Here is a 17,149-nt window from a genome sequence, read left to right on the forward strand (position 1 = left end):
TAACTTATATAAGGAAACATAATGCTATATCAACATTCATAAAATTATAAATTCTTTAAGTCTTGAAATGCCTCTATTGCCTTTTGCCTCGATATTTTTAAGTCAACTAGAGGTTTAAAATATCCATATTTCTCTGGCTCAGATGGCATATGAATTTCGCTTATTGGGCAATCTTTTAATTCTGGTATCCAAAACTTTATATAGTCACCTTTAGGATCAAATCTTAAGGACTGAGTTTCAGGATTCATTATCCTAAAATATGGGGCTGCATCTGTGCCTGTTGAAGCACTCCATTGCCAGCCTCCATTATTAGATGCTATGTCACCATCAACTAAATTTTCCATAAAATACTTTTCACCCTCTTGCCAATTGATAAGAAGATTTTTACTCAAAAACATTGCTGTTATCATTCTCAAACGATTATGCATCCAACCTGTTTCATTCATTTCTCTCATACCTGCATCAACAATAGGTATTCCTGTTTCCCCTTTTTTCCATCTATTCAGTGCACTTTCATCAATATTCCATTTAATATTGGAAGTATTTGATATGAATGGTTTTCCCATCGAAACTTTAGGGAAGTTATAAATTATATGTTTATAAAACTCTCTCCAAAGAATCTCTGATACCCAATGTACGATACCTTTATCGCCCTCATCTAAGAAACCATTATTATTTTCCATTGCCTTAACAAGACACCATTTTGATGAAACTATTCCAGAATTTATGTAGGGTGATAGTTTTGATGTTGCCTCTATACTTGGAAAATTTCTATCCTCTTTATACTTTGAGCCTTTAGTTGAAAGAAAACTTTTAATTTTTTCTTGAATAAATTCTTCACCAGTTTCCCAGTAATGAGAATTAGAAGTATCACTTTGAGAAATATATTCAGTAATGTCTGTACTTTTTAGATCTGAAGCTTCTTTTTTTTCAGGTATTGGCAAGAGCTTAAGTTGCTCATCTTTAAGTTCAGCAAACCACTTCCTCTTAAAAGGACTGTAGACACTAAAGTTTGTATCGCTTTGTGTTTTTAAAGTTCCAGGAGCATGTATTACTTGATCATGATAATTAAAAACCCCTATACCTTTTTCTTTAAGTTTAGAAAAAACTTTTCTATCTCTTCTTAGCTCATTAATTGGATATTCATTATTAAAATAGAGATTATCTACTTTATTATCCTGAGAAAATTTCAAAATTTTTTCTGCTATATTCTCATAATCTTTAGTTTCTAAGATAACTAACGGGATGTTAAGTTTCTCTAAGCTATCTCTGAGTTTTAATAATGACCTAAACCAAAAATTAATTTTTACTTTTGCATCATCGTGCTCTTTCCATTGAGATTGAGTAACAATAAAAATTCCAATGACTGATTTTGATGTAAGACAAGCATTATAGAGAGCAGGATTATCCTCAACTCTAAGGTCGTTTCTAAACCAACAAACTGATCTCATACTAATTTTATTAACTGTTCTCTAAGCTTTTGTCTATATTCAGTAACAAAACTATGAACACCGCCCTCATACTTATCTTTTGAATGATGAAGTTCATTCAATCTCAAGATTTTCAATATCCCTTTTTTTTCGAAACCTTCGATTATGTCGTGGTGATGTTCTCTTTTTAAAGGGCCTCTAAGCTCAATGACATTTACGAAATATCCCCTTGAGATAATTTCTAAAATCATGCTGGTACTATCAGCAGTTACGAATATGTTGGAATGCGAATCTATGGCATTTTGTAAAATTTCAAATGAAGTATCTTTTAGATCTAGGAATTCGTGTTTTTTTCCAGCATTCTCCTTAAGATTTGCCCATGCAAATTTTGGAGTTCTTCGTGAATTTAAAAAAGTAGTATTGATATTTTTAAATTCATAAGAGAGTCTATACCAATCTTTTTCACCATAGTCGTAGCCACTACCATCACCACCAAGCATTACTAAACTCTGTTTTTTAGGTTCGATTTTTTTTGAATAAGGTTTAAATTTTGTAGGTGGAATTACAGTTGAAATAACTTTAAAAGCAGAACTGATGTCTTCTTTTGTTGAAATTATTCCATTAAATTTTTTCATCACCCTAAATTTAGGAGTACCAATGTAGACAATTTTTGCCTTCGTTTTAATAGATACAAGATATGCAGGCATCACAGTTCTGGAACCAGAGCATATAACTAGATCATACTTTTTGTCACCAATGCTTGGATTTAGCAATCTAAGAATAAATAAATAAAAATTTTCTTTAAAAAAAGTAAAAAGCTTCTCTAGAAACCCAGGCAAAGAGATAAAATCTTTTCCCAAAAATAGGACATCTTTTTCATGATCATAATCTTGAATCACATCTCTTAAGCCTAGACACTGTGTTAAATGACCTGACTTTTTATCAGCAACTACAGCAATCTTCATATTTTTCCATTAGAAAAGCTAACAGAATACCTGCTCTCTGAAATCTCTTCAAAATTTACTGAACCTCCTGCTTCTTCGATTAAAGAAATCCCTGCAGCAAAGTCCCATATATACACTCCTTTTTCAGTATAAAAATCGCATTTTCCAGAAGCGATGTATGCGCAAGATAAGGCTGCGCTTCCAAACATTCTTACCTTCTTAAATTCCTTTAGCAAAGATATAAATTCTTCGTTAACTTTCATTTCCTTAGAAGAAGGGAAGCCTGTTGTCAGATATCCCTTCTCTCTTTTATCTACATCTGAGACCTTGATTTTTTGACCATTTAAAAATGCCCCCATTCCTTTTGCTGACTCAAACATTTCATCGGTATTGAAATTATAAATGACTCCAATTAACCCTTCTGTACCTTTGAGAAGTGCAATTGACACACAACATTGATCAAGTCCTCTGAAATAATTTGAAGTGCCATCTAGAGGATCTATTACCCATAAATAAGAATTTTCTGAAATTGAATTTCCTCCAAACTCTTCTCCAAGCACTGGAATTCCAGTATCTTTAAGTGATTTTTTAATTCTTGTTTCTGTAGCTCTATCAATTTCAAGCTTTATATCTCTGCCCTCTTCAGAAAAAATTTGTTTTGTCTTATTTTTATTATCAAGAAGGAAATTTCCTGCTTCACGAGCTATTTCTTTTGCAATACTAAGATTTTCCTTTAAATTCATCACTATTTTGAAAGGGCCTCCAAGAGTCTTCGCACATTTCTTTTAGACCAAACTTTGATTTCCAACTTATCATTTTATTTGATTTAGTTGGATCTGCATAACATACAGGAACATCACCTGCTCTTCTTGAGGAAAATTCTATAGGCACCTCTTTTCTACTAGCAGCCATGAAGGTTTTCAGTAAATCTAATACTGAAACTTTTTTTCCTGTCCCTAAATTAAGCTCAATAAATCCTTTACTATGCAAAATAAACTTTACAGCATCTAAGTGTCCAGAAATTAAATCTTCGATATGTATATAATCCCTTTCAGCAGTGCCATCATTTGTTTCATAATCATTGCCAAATACAGTAAATTTTTTATCTACACCAAGAGCAACTCTAATAATTTTCGGCATTATATTGCTCTGATTATCCGAGATACTTTCAACGATCAAGCCATCTTTGTGAGAGCCAATAGGATTAAAGTATCTTAGACTGGCAACGTTAATGAGGCTTTTTTCTGCAAGGTCTTTGAGGATGAACTCAATTGCCAGCTTAGTTTTACCATAAGTTGATTCAGGAATAAGATTTGTGTCCTCGGTCAGTGGTTGTATTTTTGATTGTCCATAAACTGATGCAGACGAAGAAAAAACTAAAGCCTTTAATCCCTCATCCTCCATTGCTTTAAGAACATTAAAAGTTGAGTCAAGATTATTTCTCCAGTATTCATTAGGAATTTTTTCAGATTCTTCAACAGATTTTAATGAGGCAAAATGAATAACACATTCAATTTGTTTATTAGAAATAAAATTTTTAACTTTTTCTAGTTCAGTAGATAAGTCAATTTTTTCAAATATGAAATCATTTGGGAACTTGCTCTCTAGTATCTTTATATTTGTTTCATCGGAATTAATAAAATTATCACAACCATAAACCCTAAAGCCTTTTTTTAATGCCTCATAGGAAAATGATGCTCCGATGTAGCCTGCCGCACCCGTAACTAACAAATTCATGTTTTAGAGAAAAAATCCTTGGGCGCCAATAAAAAATAAATAAAAAGATAAAACATAAAGAATATCAAACAAAGGATTTGAAGCATCGAGGTATCTTGAGAAAAATAGTTAGCGCCTAGCAAAAAGGGAAAGTACAGCACAAAAGTTAGCAAAGTGACTAAACTGTGATTCAGGTTCTCAGATGAGAAACTCATTTTTTTTACCCTTCTATAAATAAGATGATGTAGGTGTTTATTGTCTGGTTCAAGAGCAGAGTATTTAGAAATAATTCTCCTTGCTATAGAAAATATCACATCAGTCAGTGGATAAATCAACATCAAAAGAACATACCAAGGTGATAAATCATTTGATTGATAGTACTTGATGAGGCCCACTGAGATTGCAGCACCCAAAAAATATGCGCCACCATCTCCAAGGAAAATTCTTCCTAAAGGGAAATTTAAAATAAATATCCCCAAAATTGATGAAAACAAAGCCACAAGATAGTAGTAAAACTCCAATGAAGTGGAGCTTTGAGGAAATACAATTATTGAAATACATGTTGAAAGGCAAAATAACAATAACAACCCATTTATTCCATCGAGCATATTGAATGCATTAATCATTCCAGATAAGGCAATGCAAATGAATATAATTACAAAAATTTCATATTGAAAAAGTAGATCTATAAATGGAATTTCTAAACTTTCAGCTTTAGTTCCTAGAAAGTAATAACACAATAATGAAGATGGGATGATTAACATCAATCTAACAAAGGGTGGAATAGAGATTTTCATATCATCAATAAATCCCACCAGGAATACTGGAGATGTGCAAAGAAGTAAATTTCGTAAAAACTCGTATTCACTTTCATCTGATATATTTGAAGCTATTAGAAGGGATAAAAATATAGCAATGCCGCCAAATCTTGAGACAGATTGTTTGTGTAAGGTTTGAGGAGACTCTCTCAGGTTTTTAATGCCAGCACGCACCAGAAACATGTCAAGAAATATTAGAGAGCTTGCTACAAATAATGATATTAGAAAAACAGTCATTTGATTTTAATCCAAATTATTCTCTTTCATTACATAAATGAAAAATCGAAAACATTATAATTCATATACTTTCCCAAGGAAAAATAATTGTCTGGAACATAAGTAGTTATTAATTTCAAGATGATTCTTTTAATTCAATAAAAATTTCACATAAATGTAATTTAGTTTTTACTGGCATTTTGCTTGCAATATTGTTGTTAATGTCTAATATAAACAGATATCGTCTTGTTAGGGGGCTAGAGGATAGTTGACTTAAAACCCAAATGTAGATGCTAAATTATTTACATTTTCGTTTTTTCAACTTATTATTTGCGATTCTAACTATAAGGATATAAACTGTTGTTTAGGAGAAACACGGTAGCTTAGGAGACTGACAATATGAAAGATATTTTAAGAATAATTTTGGCAATAGCATTTTTGCCATACGCACAGCTAGTAGCTGACGAGGAAGCATCAACAGCCGCAACGAATAATGATGAAGCAGTTGTTGAGGATGAAGTAGAAGTAGATGAAGATTCATCTGAAGACGGTGGATTACTTGATAATCTATCTGTAGGGCAAATTGCAGGTGCTCTAGCGGGATTAGTTGCAGCATCACAACTTGCTGACGATGATGATCCAGAACCTACACCGGCTCCTACACCAGCGCCAACACCGGCTCCGACACCAGCGCCAACACCGGCTCCGACACCCGCGCCTACACCAGCGCCTACACCGGCTCCGACACCAGCGCCTACACCGGCTCCGACACCAGCGCCAACACCGGCTCCGACACCAGCGCCTACACCAGCGCCAACACCGGCTCCTACACCAGCGCCAACACCGGCACCGGAAGTGGTTAGCACAACTACAACTACTACAACTACAAGTACCACATCAACAGGTACAAGTACTGCGACTGATACTGATACAACAGCGCAACTGTAGTAAGTTAATAAATATTGAAAAGAGCATCTTAGGATGCTCTTTTTTTTTGGATATAGTTTTAATATTTTGATCATTACCTCAAGGGAAACTGTATAAATCTAATAAGCAGACATCTCTATAAGAAGAGATTTAATGATATGTGTGGCTCTAAAAGTAGCTTTTTTAAGAGCTAAAAAAATATTCACCTTTTGATGAGGAAGTTCATTTAAATTTAGGATCACTACGAATAATGAATATTCATTGGTGAATGTTTATTTCAAGATTTCAGGGGTGCAGACAACTAAAATGAAAAAGGAAAATAAGTAGAAAGTTTTTAGTCGAAGATTGATGATTGTTCAACCATGAAATACAGTTCACGGTTCATAGCAATTTTTGCGCCGCCATCTCTAGTTAGAGGCCTATAACCTGTTCCAACAACACCGGCAGCTCTATAGTTTTTAGACCTAAAAAGAGTGAAAAAATCTACAGGTATCATGACGTAAATACCTTTATCAAAACTTCCCTCTCCAAAATCCTCAAAACTAACATCTGTTCTTGTAAAGAAGGCGCCCATTCTAGAACCATTATCAAATGACCTTGATAGATCTACCGTATAACCAACATCCTTAGCTAAGTACTTACCATAGGATAACTTTAAATTTAATTTAAAAAATGGCTCTCTTGCATAAAAATTAATATTTGAAGTTGTTGTTTCATATTCTCTAAAACCTGATAATGACTTATCAAATGCTCTTTGCCTCACTCTTGCGGTATCAAAGCCTATAGCAAATTTACTGTTATATGGTTTATATAAATACTCTAATCTTAGTCCTCCAAACATAAGCTCAAAATGTCCGGCTGAAGCAAAAACGTAATGACCATTTTTAAAGCCTCTAACATAATCCAATTGTGCAAACTCAAAACCCTCTTTTCCTTGTTTTAGATATTGCTGTATTAAAACCCTAACAGGTTCTAACCTCGTAGTCTCAGGAAAGTAATTTAATTTCTTGTAATCATCAGTTAAAGGGTACGTATAAAGCGTATTAAATTCGAGGTGCCTATTAAAAAGAGCAACAAAATTTACATTCAATGATAACTCTCTAAATGCAAATTTATTGACCGAACCAACATGAGTTTTAAACCCTGGTCTGAAACCATATGTGAAGACTGGATATTTTATAATTGGTTTAAAATCTTGAATTTTATTATTAGCAATGTATCCATCTTCAAACTTTTTATCCCAATCAAAAGTTACATCGGTGTTTTGTGCTAAAAGTACGTAAGGACCAAATTGCGGGACAGTAACTACGTTTTTAATGAAGCTGTATTTTCCTCTAACGTAATCTTCAACTACAAGTCTGGCATCATCTTCATTGTTATAAAGGCTTTGAGCATAATTTATGTATAGTGTTTTTTCCTTTTCATCGTAATGCGCTTTTTGTACTAAAATTCCATTTGAGTTTAGATCTTCTAATAATGATAAGTAAACTTTGTACTCAAAATCTGAATAATCACCTTGGGTATTTAGAAGTACTGGATCTTTCTTTTTTGCAAAATTAAAACCAGCCTGCCATCTAAAAGCAAGTTGAGACATATTTTCATAATAAAGACCGAAGTTTAAATTCTTGTTTACTATCACCTCATATCCAAGACTTATTGGTGAGTCTAAAGATTCGAACCTATCTCCTTCACATTCCCTACAAAAATCAGCTAATTCATGATCAATGCTGTCATATTCTAATTTGATCTTAGAATTCACAGGATAAAATCTAGCTTTTGGAATTACATATTCAACGCCACCAAATACTGAAGTAGTGCCTCTAAACCATGTTGATACTCCTGGAACACCTCCCATAAGTCCCAAACTGTAACCACTACCCCTTTGATCAAACTTATCAGTTAATATTGAAAGAGGATTTCCACCAATGTTGTCAGTACTGCCAAGAGCTCCCCAACCTAGACCTGCAGTAAGATCAAACCTTCCAAATGATTTACTTGCAACTACATATTCAGATGCTGTTAATGATGTGCCAGCAAAATCTACTAGTCCAACTGCTACATTAGGCAAATACTCACAGAATGCGTAATCTAGGCCATAACATTCACCCTCTTTAAAAAGCCTTGCTTTCAAACTAAAGCCTTTATCTTTTTGAGATTGCATGCCTCCAGGTCCTCTTTCGAAGTCTGGATAACCTAATGAATTGATATCTGTATAGAATAAAGCACCTTCAAACCAGTCATATGGAGAAAATTGAAAAACATACTTTCCATAAGGATCGTATCTTGAGTAATTAAATGATACCTTGCCCTCATTATTAAACCTTGCATTAGGCATTTTAATAAGCCCAGAATAATCAACTAGAGAGCCTGTTAAAAATTCATTTGAATTTAAATTAAACGCAACTGCAAAAAGTAGAATAAGCTTTTTCATGAAGTATTATATTTTACTTTAATCACTTATAGCATTTAAAGATGCTGCAGCAAAAGCAATGTCTGAAACTGATCTTGTAATGACCTGTACTAATGGTAATCCTGAAATTCCCCCCAGCTTCTTCGGCACTACAATAGTATCGCCTGGCGCCAGTCTATAGAAGTCTGAAGAGAAGTAATTTCCACTAACTGGTCTAGCTGTTCCATCAGAGGAAATTACGTATACCTCTCTTTTATTGGCATATTTAGTAAATCCTCCAGTTGATTCTATGTAAAAATTAAGGTCTTTATTGTCTTGGAAAACAAGTGTTGAACTGGAGTTCACTTCACCTATAACACTTATAATTTGTGGTTTATTAAAAACATATATCTCATCATCTTGCTCTAGAATCAATTCTTTTGCAGTTTTGCTCTCAGGTGATAGATCTCCAACAACTCTGCCAATAGGTTCAGTTTGATCAGCTAAATTGAATATGGAAACAAGTTCTCCGACTGAACCACCTGTTTGTGCTGAATTTGCGTTTGTAAGATTGTAAAAGATTCCATCCAATAACTTTTTCTTTGAGTTTTCTAAAGCTTCTTTTTCTGCTCTTTTAACTGATGCTCTTGAAAGGAAAATAGATTTGCTTGATGCAGTACTTTTTAATCCACCTGATCGTCTGTAAAGCTCTTCGAGTGTAGTGCCCGGAAGCAATGTATATTCTCCAGGATTATTTACTTCTCCCATAACCTTAACTCTTACATATTTAGAGCTTATTGAAGGAACAGTGAGTGAAGCATTTATAGGATTTTTAACCAAATATCTTTTATCTGGTGATAAAACAGAGATATTGTTTGATAAGTCGATATATTCGACCATACTTTTCTCTGCCATTGGGGTATAACCGCCAATAAAATCTATAATTTTATTTATCTCAACCGATCCAAAAACTGGATACAGTCCATTTCTTGTAAACTCTCCCTCAACTGTAATTGCATGTGATTTCAAAAGTTTAAATATTTCTGGATTTGTAAGTAAAAATTCATACTTAAGGAGTTTAGAGCTTGCATCAGCCATCTTTCTTTGTTCTAGCTCTCTTTGATTTTTATAGTCTTCAAGAGCATCTTCGCCGACAATCTGAGATTCAAATCTAGATTGAACTGAATCCTCAATAAAGTTTTCATTAAATCTCTTTTCTATTTCCCTTTTTAACGCATTGGATGTTTGTGGCTGTGGAGCAGACAGATCAGATTCTTCTACGGATTCAACTGCCACAACTTCAAAAAAGCTCTTAAGCAATCTATTCTCAAGTTTATCCAAGTCCTCCGCTGATTCCTGAAGAAGATCGTTAAATACTTTAATATCTTCATTAGCAAAAAATCTTATGACTGAATTAGGCTTCACTTCAATATCTCTGTAGGTATCTGCATCAGATAAGCTAAATGGAGAAAGCTTAAAATTTCCAACATCATTCATTACCACTCCAAAGAAAGGATAGACATTGTCAGCAAACTCAAGATTTTTTATAAGCTCATTTAATTTAATATTTTCTGAATAAATGAAATCATTTTGCTTTACGGGGCCCACTACAACTGGGTTTAGGTTTGTTTCCAAACCTTTGCCTCTTATATCCATTGATAAAATTTTTGTTACATCTTCAAATTGATCTGAAGCAGATATTTGTTTGTTTGTAATCTGATCTTGATCAACATAATTAATTACCAATCTATCCATATCAGCATCAAAAAGCGCTTCTTGTGCAAATGTAAGAATGTCACTAATAGTATCTGTTTTCTTTATTTCATAAGTTAAAGGTCTATTGACTTTTCCTTTAACTTCAACAAAGTTGATAGCAGGTGGAATGAATACTGTATCACCTGGTCTTAAAGTCTTATCACCTGATCTGTCTCCAAAAATTAACTGTTTATAAAAATCAAATGGATATGTTTCTTCCCCTCTTTTAATTTGCATGTTTCTTAATGAGCCATAATCCTCTACCCCGCCGGATAGAATTAATAAATTTGATGCAGTTGTTAGGGGATTTACGGTGTATGCTCCAGGATTTTTTGCAGCTCCTAATACAAAAACTTGAAATGGCTGTAAATCTTGCATAGAAATTATTACTTCAGTTCCAAGAGAAGTTTTTGAATATATTTCGTTAACCTTGATGTTTACTTGTTCAAGAGTTAATCCTGCAATTTGTACATCACCTATTACAGGCATTTGAAGAACACCATTTAGACCTACTCTCAACTGCCTTTTAAGTTGATCTGCTCCTACAGTTATTACCTCTAAAATATCGCCTGGATTGATTTGATAAGTATTAGGTATTGGTAAATCTATAAGAGGAGCATAAGAACTTGGAGTTTTTGTAAAAAAGTCGTATCCAAATTTTCTCTTTGAACCAAGCAATGTTGATGCATAAGTGTTCTCAGTTTTATCAAATAATGAACTAGCGACAGGAGGCATTGTAGCCATCATTCCCATGCCCAACATCCCTGCTCCAGCATCTCCAGCAGTTAATTGTCCTATAACCTGTGCTCTAGCCTCAGGTGGCAGCATATTCAAATAATTTAAATTTTCTTGTGAAAGGTTTTGTGAGCCCATTTTTAGTGATAAAAAAGAGGCAATTAAAATAAGTATAAGTCGCATAGTATGTGGATTTTATACCTTAAACATTAAAGTCTCAATGAAATGAGCCTCTAAAACGGCTTTATGTAAGAGAAATTAGCATATTTATCCCAATTTTCTGCATTTTTAGTGATTATCATGTGATAATTCCCTTTCATAAAAAAAGAATAGATGAAAAAAGTTATTATTACAGGTTCTGCAGGCTTTATTGGCTTTCATACTGCACTAAGATTTCTCAAAGAAGGGTTTGAAGTATATGGAATAGATGATCTTAATGATTATTACGACCCAAATCTTAAAGAGGATAGAAATAAAATATTAGAACAAGATAAAAATTTTAATTTCATTAAAGCTGATATATCAAAAGTTGAAATTAAAAATAAATATAATGAGATAAATCCAGAATTGTTTATAAACCTTGCTGCGCAAGCAGGAGTCCGACACTCAATTACAAATCCAGAGGATTATATAAAAGCTAATATCGACTCTTTTTTGCACATAATGGAATTTGCAAAAGATAGCAAAAACTTAGTTCGAACATTATATGCATCTACAAGCTCTGTTTATGGTGGAAATATTAGACAACCTTTTCAAGAATCACATGGAGTTGATCACCCTCTTCAATTTTATGCCGTATCTAAAAGAACAAATGAATTAATGGCGCATGCTTATTCAAATCTTTATGGAACAGAATGCATTGGATTAAGATTCTTTACTGTTTATGGTCCATGGGGCAGACCTGATATGGCATTGTTTAAATTTACAAAAAATATACTTGAAGATAAAGAAATTGATGTTTACAACAACGGCAATCACAGCAGAGATTTTACATATGTCGATGATATTGTTGAGGGAATCTATTTATCATCTATTTCAAAAAAAGAATTGATCGATTCAAATTTCGATTCGAAGGATCCTTCTAGATCTTTCTGTAAAAGCATTATATTTAATCTTGGAAGAGGAAAACCAGAAAATCTTGAAGATTTTATTGATGAGATTGAGAGTAATCTTGGAAAAAGAGCAAAAAGAAATTTAATGCCCCTTCAGCCTGGAGATGTGCCAGATACTAGTGCAGATATTTCTGGTTTGAAAGATTTTTCTGGTTATGAACCTAAAACATCCATTAAAATTGGAGTGAAAAACTTTATTGACTGGTACAAAGAATATTACAAGGTAAATTTATGAAAAAAATTCTAATAACGGGAGCTGCGGGATTTATAGGTTCCCACTTAACTGAAAGATGTGTTGAAGAGGGATTCGAGGTTATAGCTTTTGATAGATATAACTCAGAAAATCATTGGGGATGGCTTGAGAATTCAAAACATAAAGGTAATTTTGAAATGGTTCTTGGTGATATAAGAGATTTTGATAGTGTAAGTAATTCAATGCAAAATGTGGATTGTATATTTCACCTAGCTGCATTAATTGGGATTCCATATTCATACAACTCACCTCTTGCATATATCAAAACAAATATTGAGGGGACATATAATGTGCTTCAATCGGCTAGAGAAAAAAGTGTTGAAAATATCCTTATAACAAGTACCAGTGAGACTTATGGAACTGCTCAAAAAATTCCAATGGATGAGGATCATCCAAAGGTAGGGCAATCACCCTACTCTGCAACAAAAATAGCAGCTGATCAATTAGCAATTAGCTTTCATAAATCTTTTGATCTTCCCATAAAGATAGTTAGACCTTTCAATACTTATGGTCCAAGACAATCCTCAAGGGCAATTATACCTAATATTACTTCACAACTTATCGTTGGTAACGAAGTTAACTTAGGAAATATTGAACCTACAAGGGACTTTACTTATGTAGAGGACACCTGTTCTGGTTTTCTTCAGATAATGGAGTCAGCAAAGCTAATTGGAGAAGAGGTTAATATTGGAATGAATGAAGAAATTTCTATTAAGGAATTGGTTTCAAAAATTGCTGGAATATTAGGAAAGGAATACAAAATTGTTGGTCAGGACGAAAGAAAAAGGCCAGAAAATAGTGAAGTTGAGAGACTTAATTGTGATAACTCAAAAATAATGGCTGCTACAGAATGGCAACCAAAATTTGATTTAGACTCAGGTTTAGAGGAAACAATTAAATGGTTAAAAGATAATTCATCTGAAAAAATGGGTGAATATAATGTCTAAAAGGATACCTCTTTCAGAACCTTTTTTCTTTGGTAAAGAAAAAGACTATGTCCGGGATGCAATAGAATCTACTTGGATTAGTGGTAGTGGCAAATATCTAGAAAAATTTGAAAGCTCAATTGGAGAAATAACTGACTCTCCTTATGTTGTCGCATGCATGAATGGAACATCTGCTCTTCATTTAGCTTTAACAGCTGCAGGTGTTAAAAGTGGTGATGAAGTGCTAGCACCAACACTAACATTCATCTCATCAATAAATTCAATTCTTTATTCAAAAGCTTCTCCTGTATTTTTTGATAGCGATGAATTTTTCAATATTGACCAAAATAAGGTGATTAATTTTTTAGAAAATAATTGTGAACAAAAAAATAGTGAAACTTTTAATAAAAGAACTGGAAAAAGAGTTGCTGCCATAATTGTGGTGCATGTTTGGGGTAATGCTTGTAATTTTGAAAAACTGATAAAAATTTGTAAGGAAAGAAATATTTTAATAATTGAAGATGCAGCTGAAAGCCTTGGTACCACATATACATCAGGAGATTTTAAAGGGAAGCATACAGGCACAATCGGTGATTTTGGCTGTATTTCATTCAATGGAAATAAAATCGTCACTGCGGGAGTTGGTGGAGCTGTTCTCACTGCTTCAGAACATTCTTTTAAAAAAGTTGATTACTTATCTAAACAAGCAAAAGATGATTCTTTTAATTATGTTCATAATGAAATGGGGTTTAATTATCGATTAAGCAATATTAATGCAGCTTTAGGGCTTGCACAGGCAGAAAATTTAAAAGCTATTTTAGAAAAGAAAAATGATATTCATAACTTATATAAAAAATACTTCAAAGAGAATGAGAAATTTGAAATCATGGATACTCCTGATTACGCCAGAAATAATAATTGGTTAAATATTTTAAAAGTTTTAAACGGGAATAAAGATGGGATCTTAAATAGACTTAACGACAATGGTATCGAAGCAAGACCAATTTGGAAATTATGTCACGAGCAAGAATATTTAAAACATTTTGAAGAGATTGATATTACAAATGCAATTGAACAAGCAAATAACTGTATTTGCTTGCCTTCTTCTGTTGGTCTTAATGAAGAAGATATAAAATATATTTCAGGAGTCATAAATGAGTAAAGTCCTTATTTTTGGATGTGGAGGTCATGCAGTCTCTTGTTTCGAAGTTCTAAAATGTGAGGGTCATGAAATAGCAGGTTTTGTTAAAAAATCTGACGAGGCTCTAGAAAAAAATATAATCAAATTTAATTCATCGCCAGAAATCCAAATCTTTTCAGAAACAGATGATCTTATGAAAATTAGTTCAAAAGCAGTTATTGGGATTGGCCAAATAAAAACTTGTGAGCCAAGAAAAAATCTTTTTAAAAAATTAAGTTTAGATGGATTTGACCTAATAAATGTAATTTCTTCTCAAGCAAATTTGAGCAAATACACTTCTTTAGGAAAGGGTGTCTTTATTTTTAAGGAAGCAATAATTAACGCTAATGTAAGTATAGGAAATAATTGCATAATAAATACTGGCTCAATAATTGAACATGATTGTAATATCTCTAACGATTGCCATGTATCAGTTGGTTCGATTATTAATGGAAATGTTGATGTAGGAGCAGGAACATTTATTGGGAGTGGTGCAGTTATAAAAAATGGTATATCAATAGGTGATAGCTGTGTAATTTCTGCAGGAAAATATGTTTCTGAAAATGTGCCATCTGGAACAGTATTGAAATGAGTACAATAATAATTGCAGAAGCAGGAGTAAACCATAACGGAGATGTTTTAATTGCCAAAGAACTTATAAATGTAGCCAAAGATTCAGGTGCTGATTACGTAAAGTTTCAAATTTTTAAAAGTGAACTTCTTTCAACTGCCGAAGCTAAAAAAGCAGAATATCAAAAAAAAGATGATAAAAACGAATCTCAAAAAGAGATGTTAGAAAATCTTGAATTCGATTTTAATGTATTTAAAGATCTAAAAAATTATGCTGACGAAATAGGAATTGGTTTTTTGGCATCTGCATTTGATAATGAATCCTTAGAATTTCTGATCGATTTAAAACTTGATTTTATCAAAATTCCATCAGGAGAAATTAATAATGTGCCTTATCTTGAGAGGATTTCAAAAGAAAAGGTTGAATTGATTCTATCAACTGGTATGTCCACTATAGATGAAATATCCAGGGCATTGGAAATTCTACTAAAAGGCAAAAAAATAACTAAAGATAAAATAATTATCCTCCATTGCAATACAGATTATCCAACTAAAATTGAAGATGTAAATTTAAGAGCAATAGAAGAAATTAAGAAAAATTTTGGATGTAGGATTGGATATTCAGATCACACACTAGGAAATAATGTATCAATGGGTGCAGTTTGTATGGGGGCAAAAGTTATCGAAAAACATATTACAACAAACAAAAATCTTTCTGGACCCGATCATAAAGCAAGTATGGATCCCGATGAGTTTACGAAATTTGTTAAGGATATTAGAGATACTGAAATTTTTCTTGGAAAAAATAGAAAAGTACCATCTAAAAGTGAATTAAGAAACATTAAACATGCTAGAAGATACATTGTTGCTCTTAAAAATATTAAAAAAGGTGAACAATTTTCTAAAGAAAATATTACTTCAAAAAGGACGAGCTCTGGTATATCAATTGAAAACTGGAATGATGTTATTGGAAAAGAGGCAGAACAAGACTTTTCTAAAGATTCAATTATAAAAATTCCAAATGGAGGTTTTTATGAAGACTAGTATATGTTTTGTATCCTCTACTAGAGCTGATTACAGCCTCCTATTACCTTCAATTAAAGAGTGTCTATCAAGAAAAAGTAAGGGTGTGAAAACAAGTGTCATTGTTACTGGCTCACATACGATTAAATCTCAAGGTGAAACAATTAATCATTTCAAAAAAGATAAAATTCCAATAAGTTATAGTTTCAAAATTCTTGATAAGACAGATTCAAAAGGTGTAAAAGATAATTTTAAAAAATCCTTTGATGGCTTCTTTGCAGCATATGAAAAAATCAAACCTGATGTGGTTGTGCTGTTGGGAGATAGATATGAAATTTTTTGTGCTGCTGTTACTGCACATATGAAAGGTATAAAAGTTGTTCATCTGCATGGTGGAGAATTAACACTTGGTGCATATGATGATGCCTATCGACATAGCATAACTAAATTTTCATACCTTCATTTCACAGCAAGTAAAAATTACAGAAAAAGAGTTATTCAATTAGGTGAGAACCCAAGAAAAGTATTTAATGTCGGGCCGCTTGCAAGGGAGTCAATCAGTCATGTTAAGTTCCTTAAAAAGTCAGAACTTGAAAAAAGATTGAAGTTAAAACTCAAACAAAATGTAATTCTTGCTACATTTCATCCTGAAATTGGAAGTGAAGAAAAGAATAAACAAAATCTGATGAACTTTATTAATGTTTTGGGCGAATTAGAAAATGTATCAGTTTTATTTACGTCTCCAAATTTAGATTTCTTAGGCAATGAAGTAAAAAAACTTCTGAAAGAAAAAATTAAAGACTTTGAAAATATTGCATATTTTGAATCTCTAGGCTTTGAACTTTATTACAGTTTAATGAGATTTACTAAATGTGTTGTAGGGAATTCTTCCAGTGGCATCATTGAAGCTCCAATAATGGGAGTAAGTTCTATTAATATTGGCAAACGACAGGAAGGAAGAGATCAAGAAAAAACCACTGTAAATAGCTCATTTAATAAAAGTGAATTGAAAAATAAGATAGAAAAAGTTTTACAACAAAAGAAGCAAAGCAAAAAAAATATTAAAAATGTTTCTAAACCATCTAAAATAATTGTTAACAAAATTATCGAGATGTGTAAAAAAGATATTTCAAAGAAATTTTACGATTTATAAAA

At 32.6% G+C, this 17,149-nt stretch carries 14 protein-coding genes; 6 read left to right on the plus strand and 8 right to left on the minus strand.

The features are described 5' to 3' along the window. Window positions 1-44 precede the first annotated feature (44 nt). The 8 genes from M9B42_04220 to M9B42_04255 form a co-directional block, all read right to left on the minus strand. Window positions 45-1,451, minus strand: a complete 1,407-nt coding sequence (locus M9B42_04220; protein ID URQ63980.1) for a deoxyribodipyrimidine photo-lyase — start codon at window positions 1,449-1,451, stop codon at window positions 45-47. Continuing rightward, a complete protein-coding gene (locus M9B42_04225) occupies window positions 1,448-2,395 on the minus strand; it encodes a mitochondrial fission ELM1 family protein (protein ID URQ63981.1) in 948 nt (315 codons plus the stop codon). The genes M9B42_04220 and M9B42_04225 overlap by 4 nt, the downstream gene beginning before the upstream one ends. Continuing rightward, window positions 2,392-3,117 (minus strand): inositol monophosphatase, encoded by a 726-nt coding sequence (locus tag M9B42_04230; GenBank protein ID URQ64796.1) that lies wholly within the window; start codon window positions 3,115-3,117, stop codon window positions 2,392-2,394. Before M9B42_04230 ends, M9B42_04225 begins: the two co-directional genes overlap by 4 nt. Then, on the minus strand, window positions 3,095-4,111 hold the full coding sequence (galE, locus tag M9B42_04235; GenBank protein ID URQ63982.1) for a UDP-glucose 4-epimerase GalE: 1,017 nt from the start codon (window positions 4,109-4,111) through the stop codon (window positions 3,095-3,097). The genes M9B42_04230 and galE overlap by 23 nt, the downstream gene beginning before the upstream one ends. Then, window positions 4,108-5,145, minus strand: coding sequence for an undecaprenyl/decaprenyl-phosphate alpha-N-acetylglucosaminyl 1-phosphate transferase (locus tag M9B42_04240; GenBank protein ID URQ63983.1), 1,038 nt, complete (start codon window positions 5,143-5,145; stop codon window positions 4,108-4,110). Before M9B42_04240 ends, galE begins: the two co-directional genes overlap by 4 nt. Window positions 5,146-5,507: 362 nt before the next feature. Next, complete coding sequence (locus M9B42_04245; protein URQ63984.1) at window positions 5,508-6,146, minus strand: hypothetical protein; 639 nt, start codon at window positions 6,144-6,146, stop codon at window positions 5,508-5,510. A 239-nt stretch (window positions 6,147-6,385) separates the two neighbouring features. Next, window positions 6,386-8,482 carry a YjbH domain-containing protein gene (locus M9B42_04250; GenBank protein ID URQ63985.1) on the minus strand — a complete coding sequence of 699 codons (2,097 nt, stop codon included), beginning with the start codon at window positions 8,480-8,482 and terminating at the stop codon, window positions 6,386-6,388. Window positions 8,483-8,500: 18 nt separating this feature from the next. Then, on the minus strand, window positions 8,501-11,113 hold the full coding sequence (locus tag M9B42_04255) for an SLBB domain-containing protein (GenBank protein URQ63986.1): 2,613 nt from the start codon (window positions 11,111-11,113) through the stop codon (window positions 8,501-8,503). Between the two features lie 150 nt (window positions 11,114-11,263). Here M9B42_04255 and M9B42_04260 point away from each other — a divergent pair, with 150 nt between their 5' ends. Genes M9B42_04260 through neuC form a run of 6 tightly spaced genes read left to right on the plus strand, consistent with a single transcriptional unit; the run spans window position 11,264 to window position 17,147 of the window. Beyond that, a complete protein-coding gene (locus M9B42_04260) occupies window positions 11,264-12,277 on the plus strand; it encodes an NAD-dependent epimerase/dehydratase family protein (GenBank protein ID URQ63987.1) in 1,014 nt (337 codons plus the stop codon). Beyond that, the gene (locus M9B42_04265; GenBank protein ID URQ63988.1) at window positions 12,274-13,242 is read left to right on the plus strand and encodes an SDR family NAD(P)-dependent oxidoreductase; all 969 of its coding nucleotides are present in this window, start codon (window positions 12,274-12,276) and stop codon (window positions 13,240-13,242) included. Before M9B42_04260 ends, M9B42_04265 begins: the two co-directional genes overlap by 4 nt. Beyond that, window positions 13,235-14,383, plus strand: a complete 1,149-nt coding sequence (locus M9B42_04270; GenBank protein ID URQ63989.1) for a LegC family aminotransferase — start codon at window positions 13,235-13,237, stop codon at window positions 14,381-14,383. The genes M9B42_04265 and M9B42_04270 overlap by 8 nt, the downstream gene beginning before the upstream one ends. Beyond that, window positions 14,376-14,993, plus strand: a complete 618-nt coding sequence (locus M9B42_04275) for a NeuD/PglB/VioB family sugar acetyltransferase (protein ID URQ63990.1) — start codon at window positions 14,376-14,378, stop codon at window positions 14,991-14,993. Before M9B42_04270 ends, M9B42_04275 begins: the two co-directional genes overlap by 8 nt. Next, the gene (gene neuB / locus M9B42_04280; protein URQ63991.1) at window positions 14,990-16,015 is read left to right on the plus strand and encodes an N-acetylneuraminate synthase; all 1,026 of its coding nucleotides are present in this window, start codon (window positions 14,990-14,992) and stop codon (window positions 16,013-16,015) included. The genes M9B42_04275 and neuB overlap by 4 nt, the downstream gene beginning before the upstream one ends. Then, window positions 16,005-17,147, plus strand: a complete 1,143-nt coding sequence (gene neuC, locus M9B42_04285; protein URQ63992.1) for a UDP-N-acetylglucosamine 2-epimerase — start codon at window positions 16,005-16,007, stop codon at window positions 17,145-17,147. The genes neuB and neuC overlap by 11 nt, the downstream gene beginning before the upstream one ends. The last annotated feature ends 2 nt before the right edge of the window (window positions 17,148-17,149 follow it).

This window comes from SAR86 cluster bacterium (genome assembly GCA_023703535.1).
Lineage (GTDB): Bacteria > Pseudomonadota > Gammaproteobacteria > Magnimaribacterales > TMED112 > TMED112.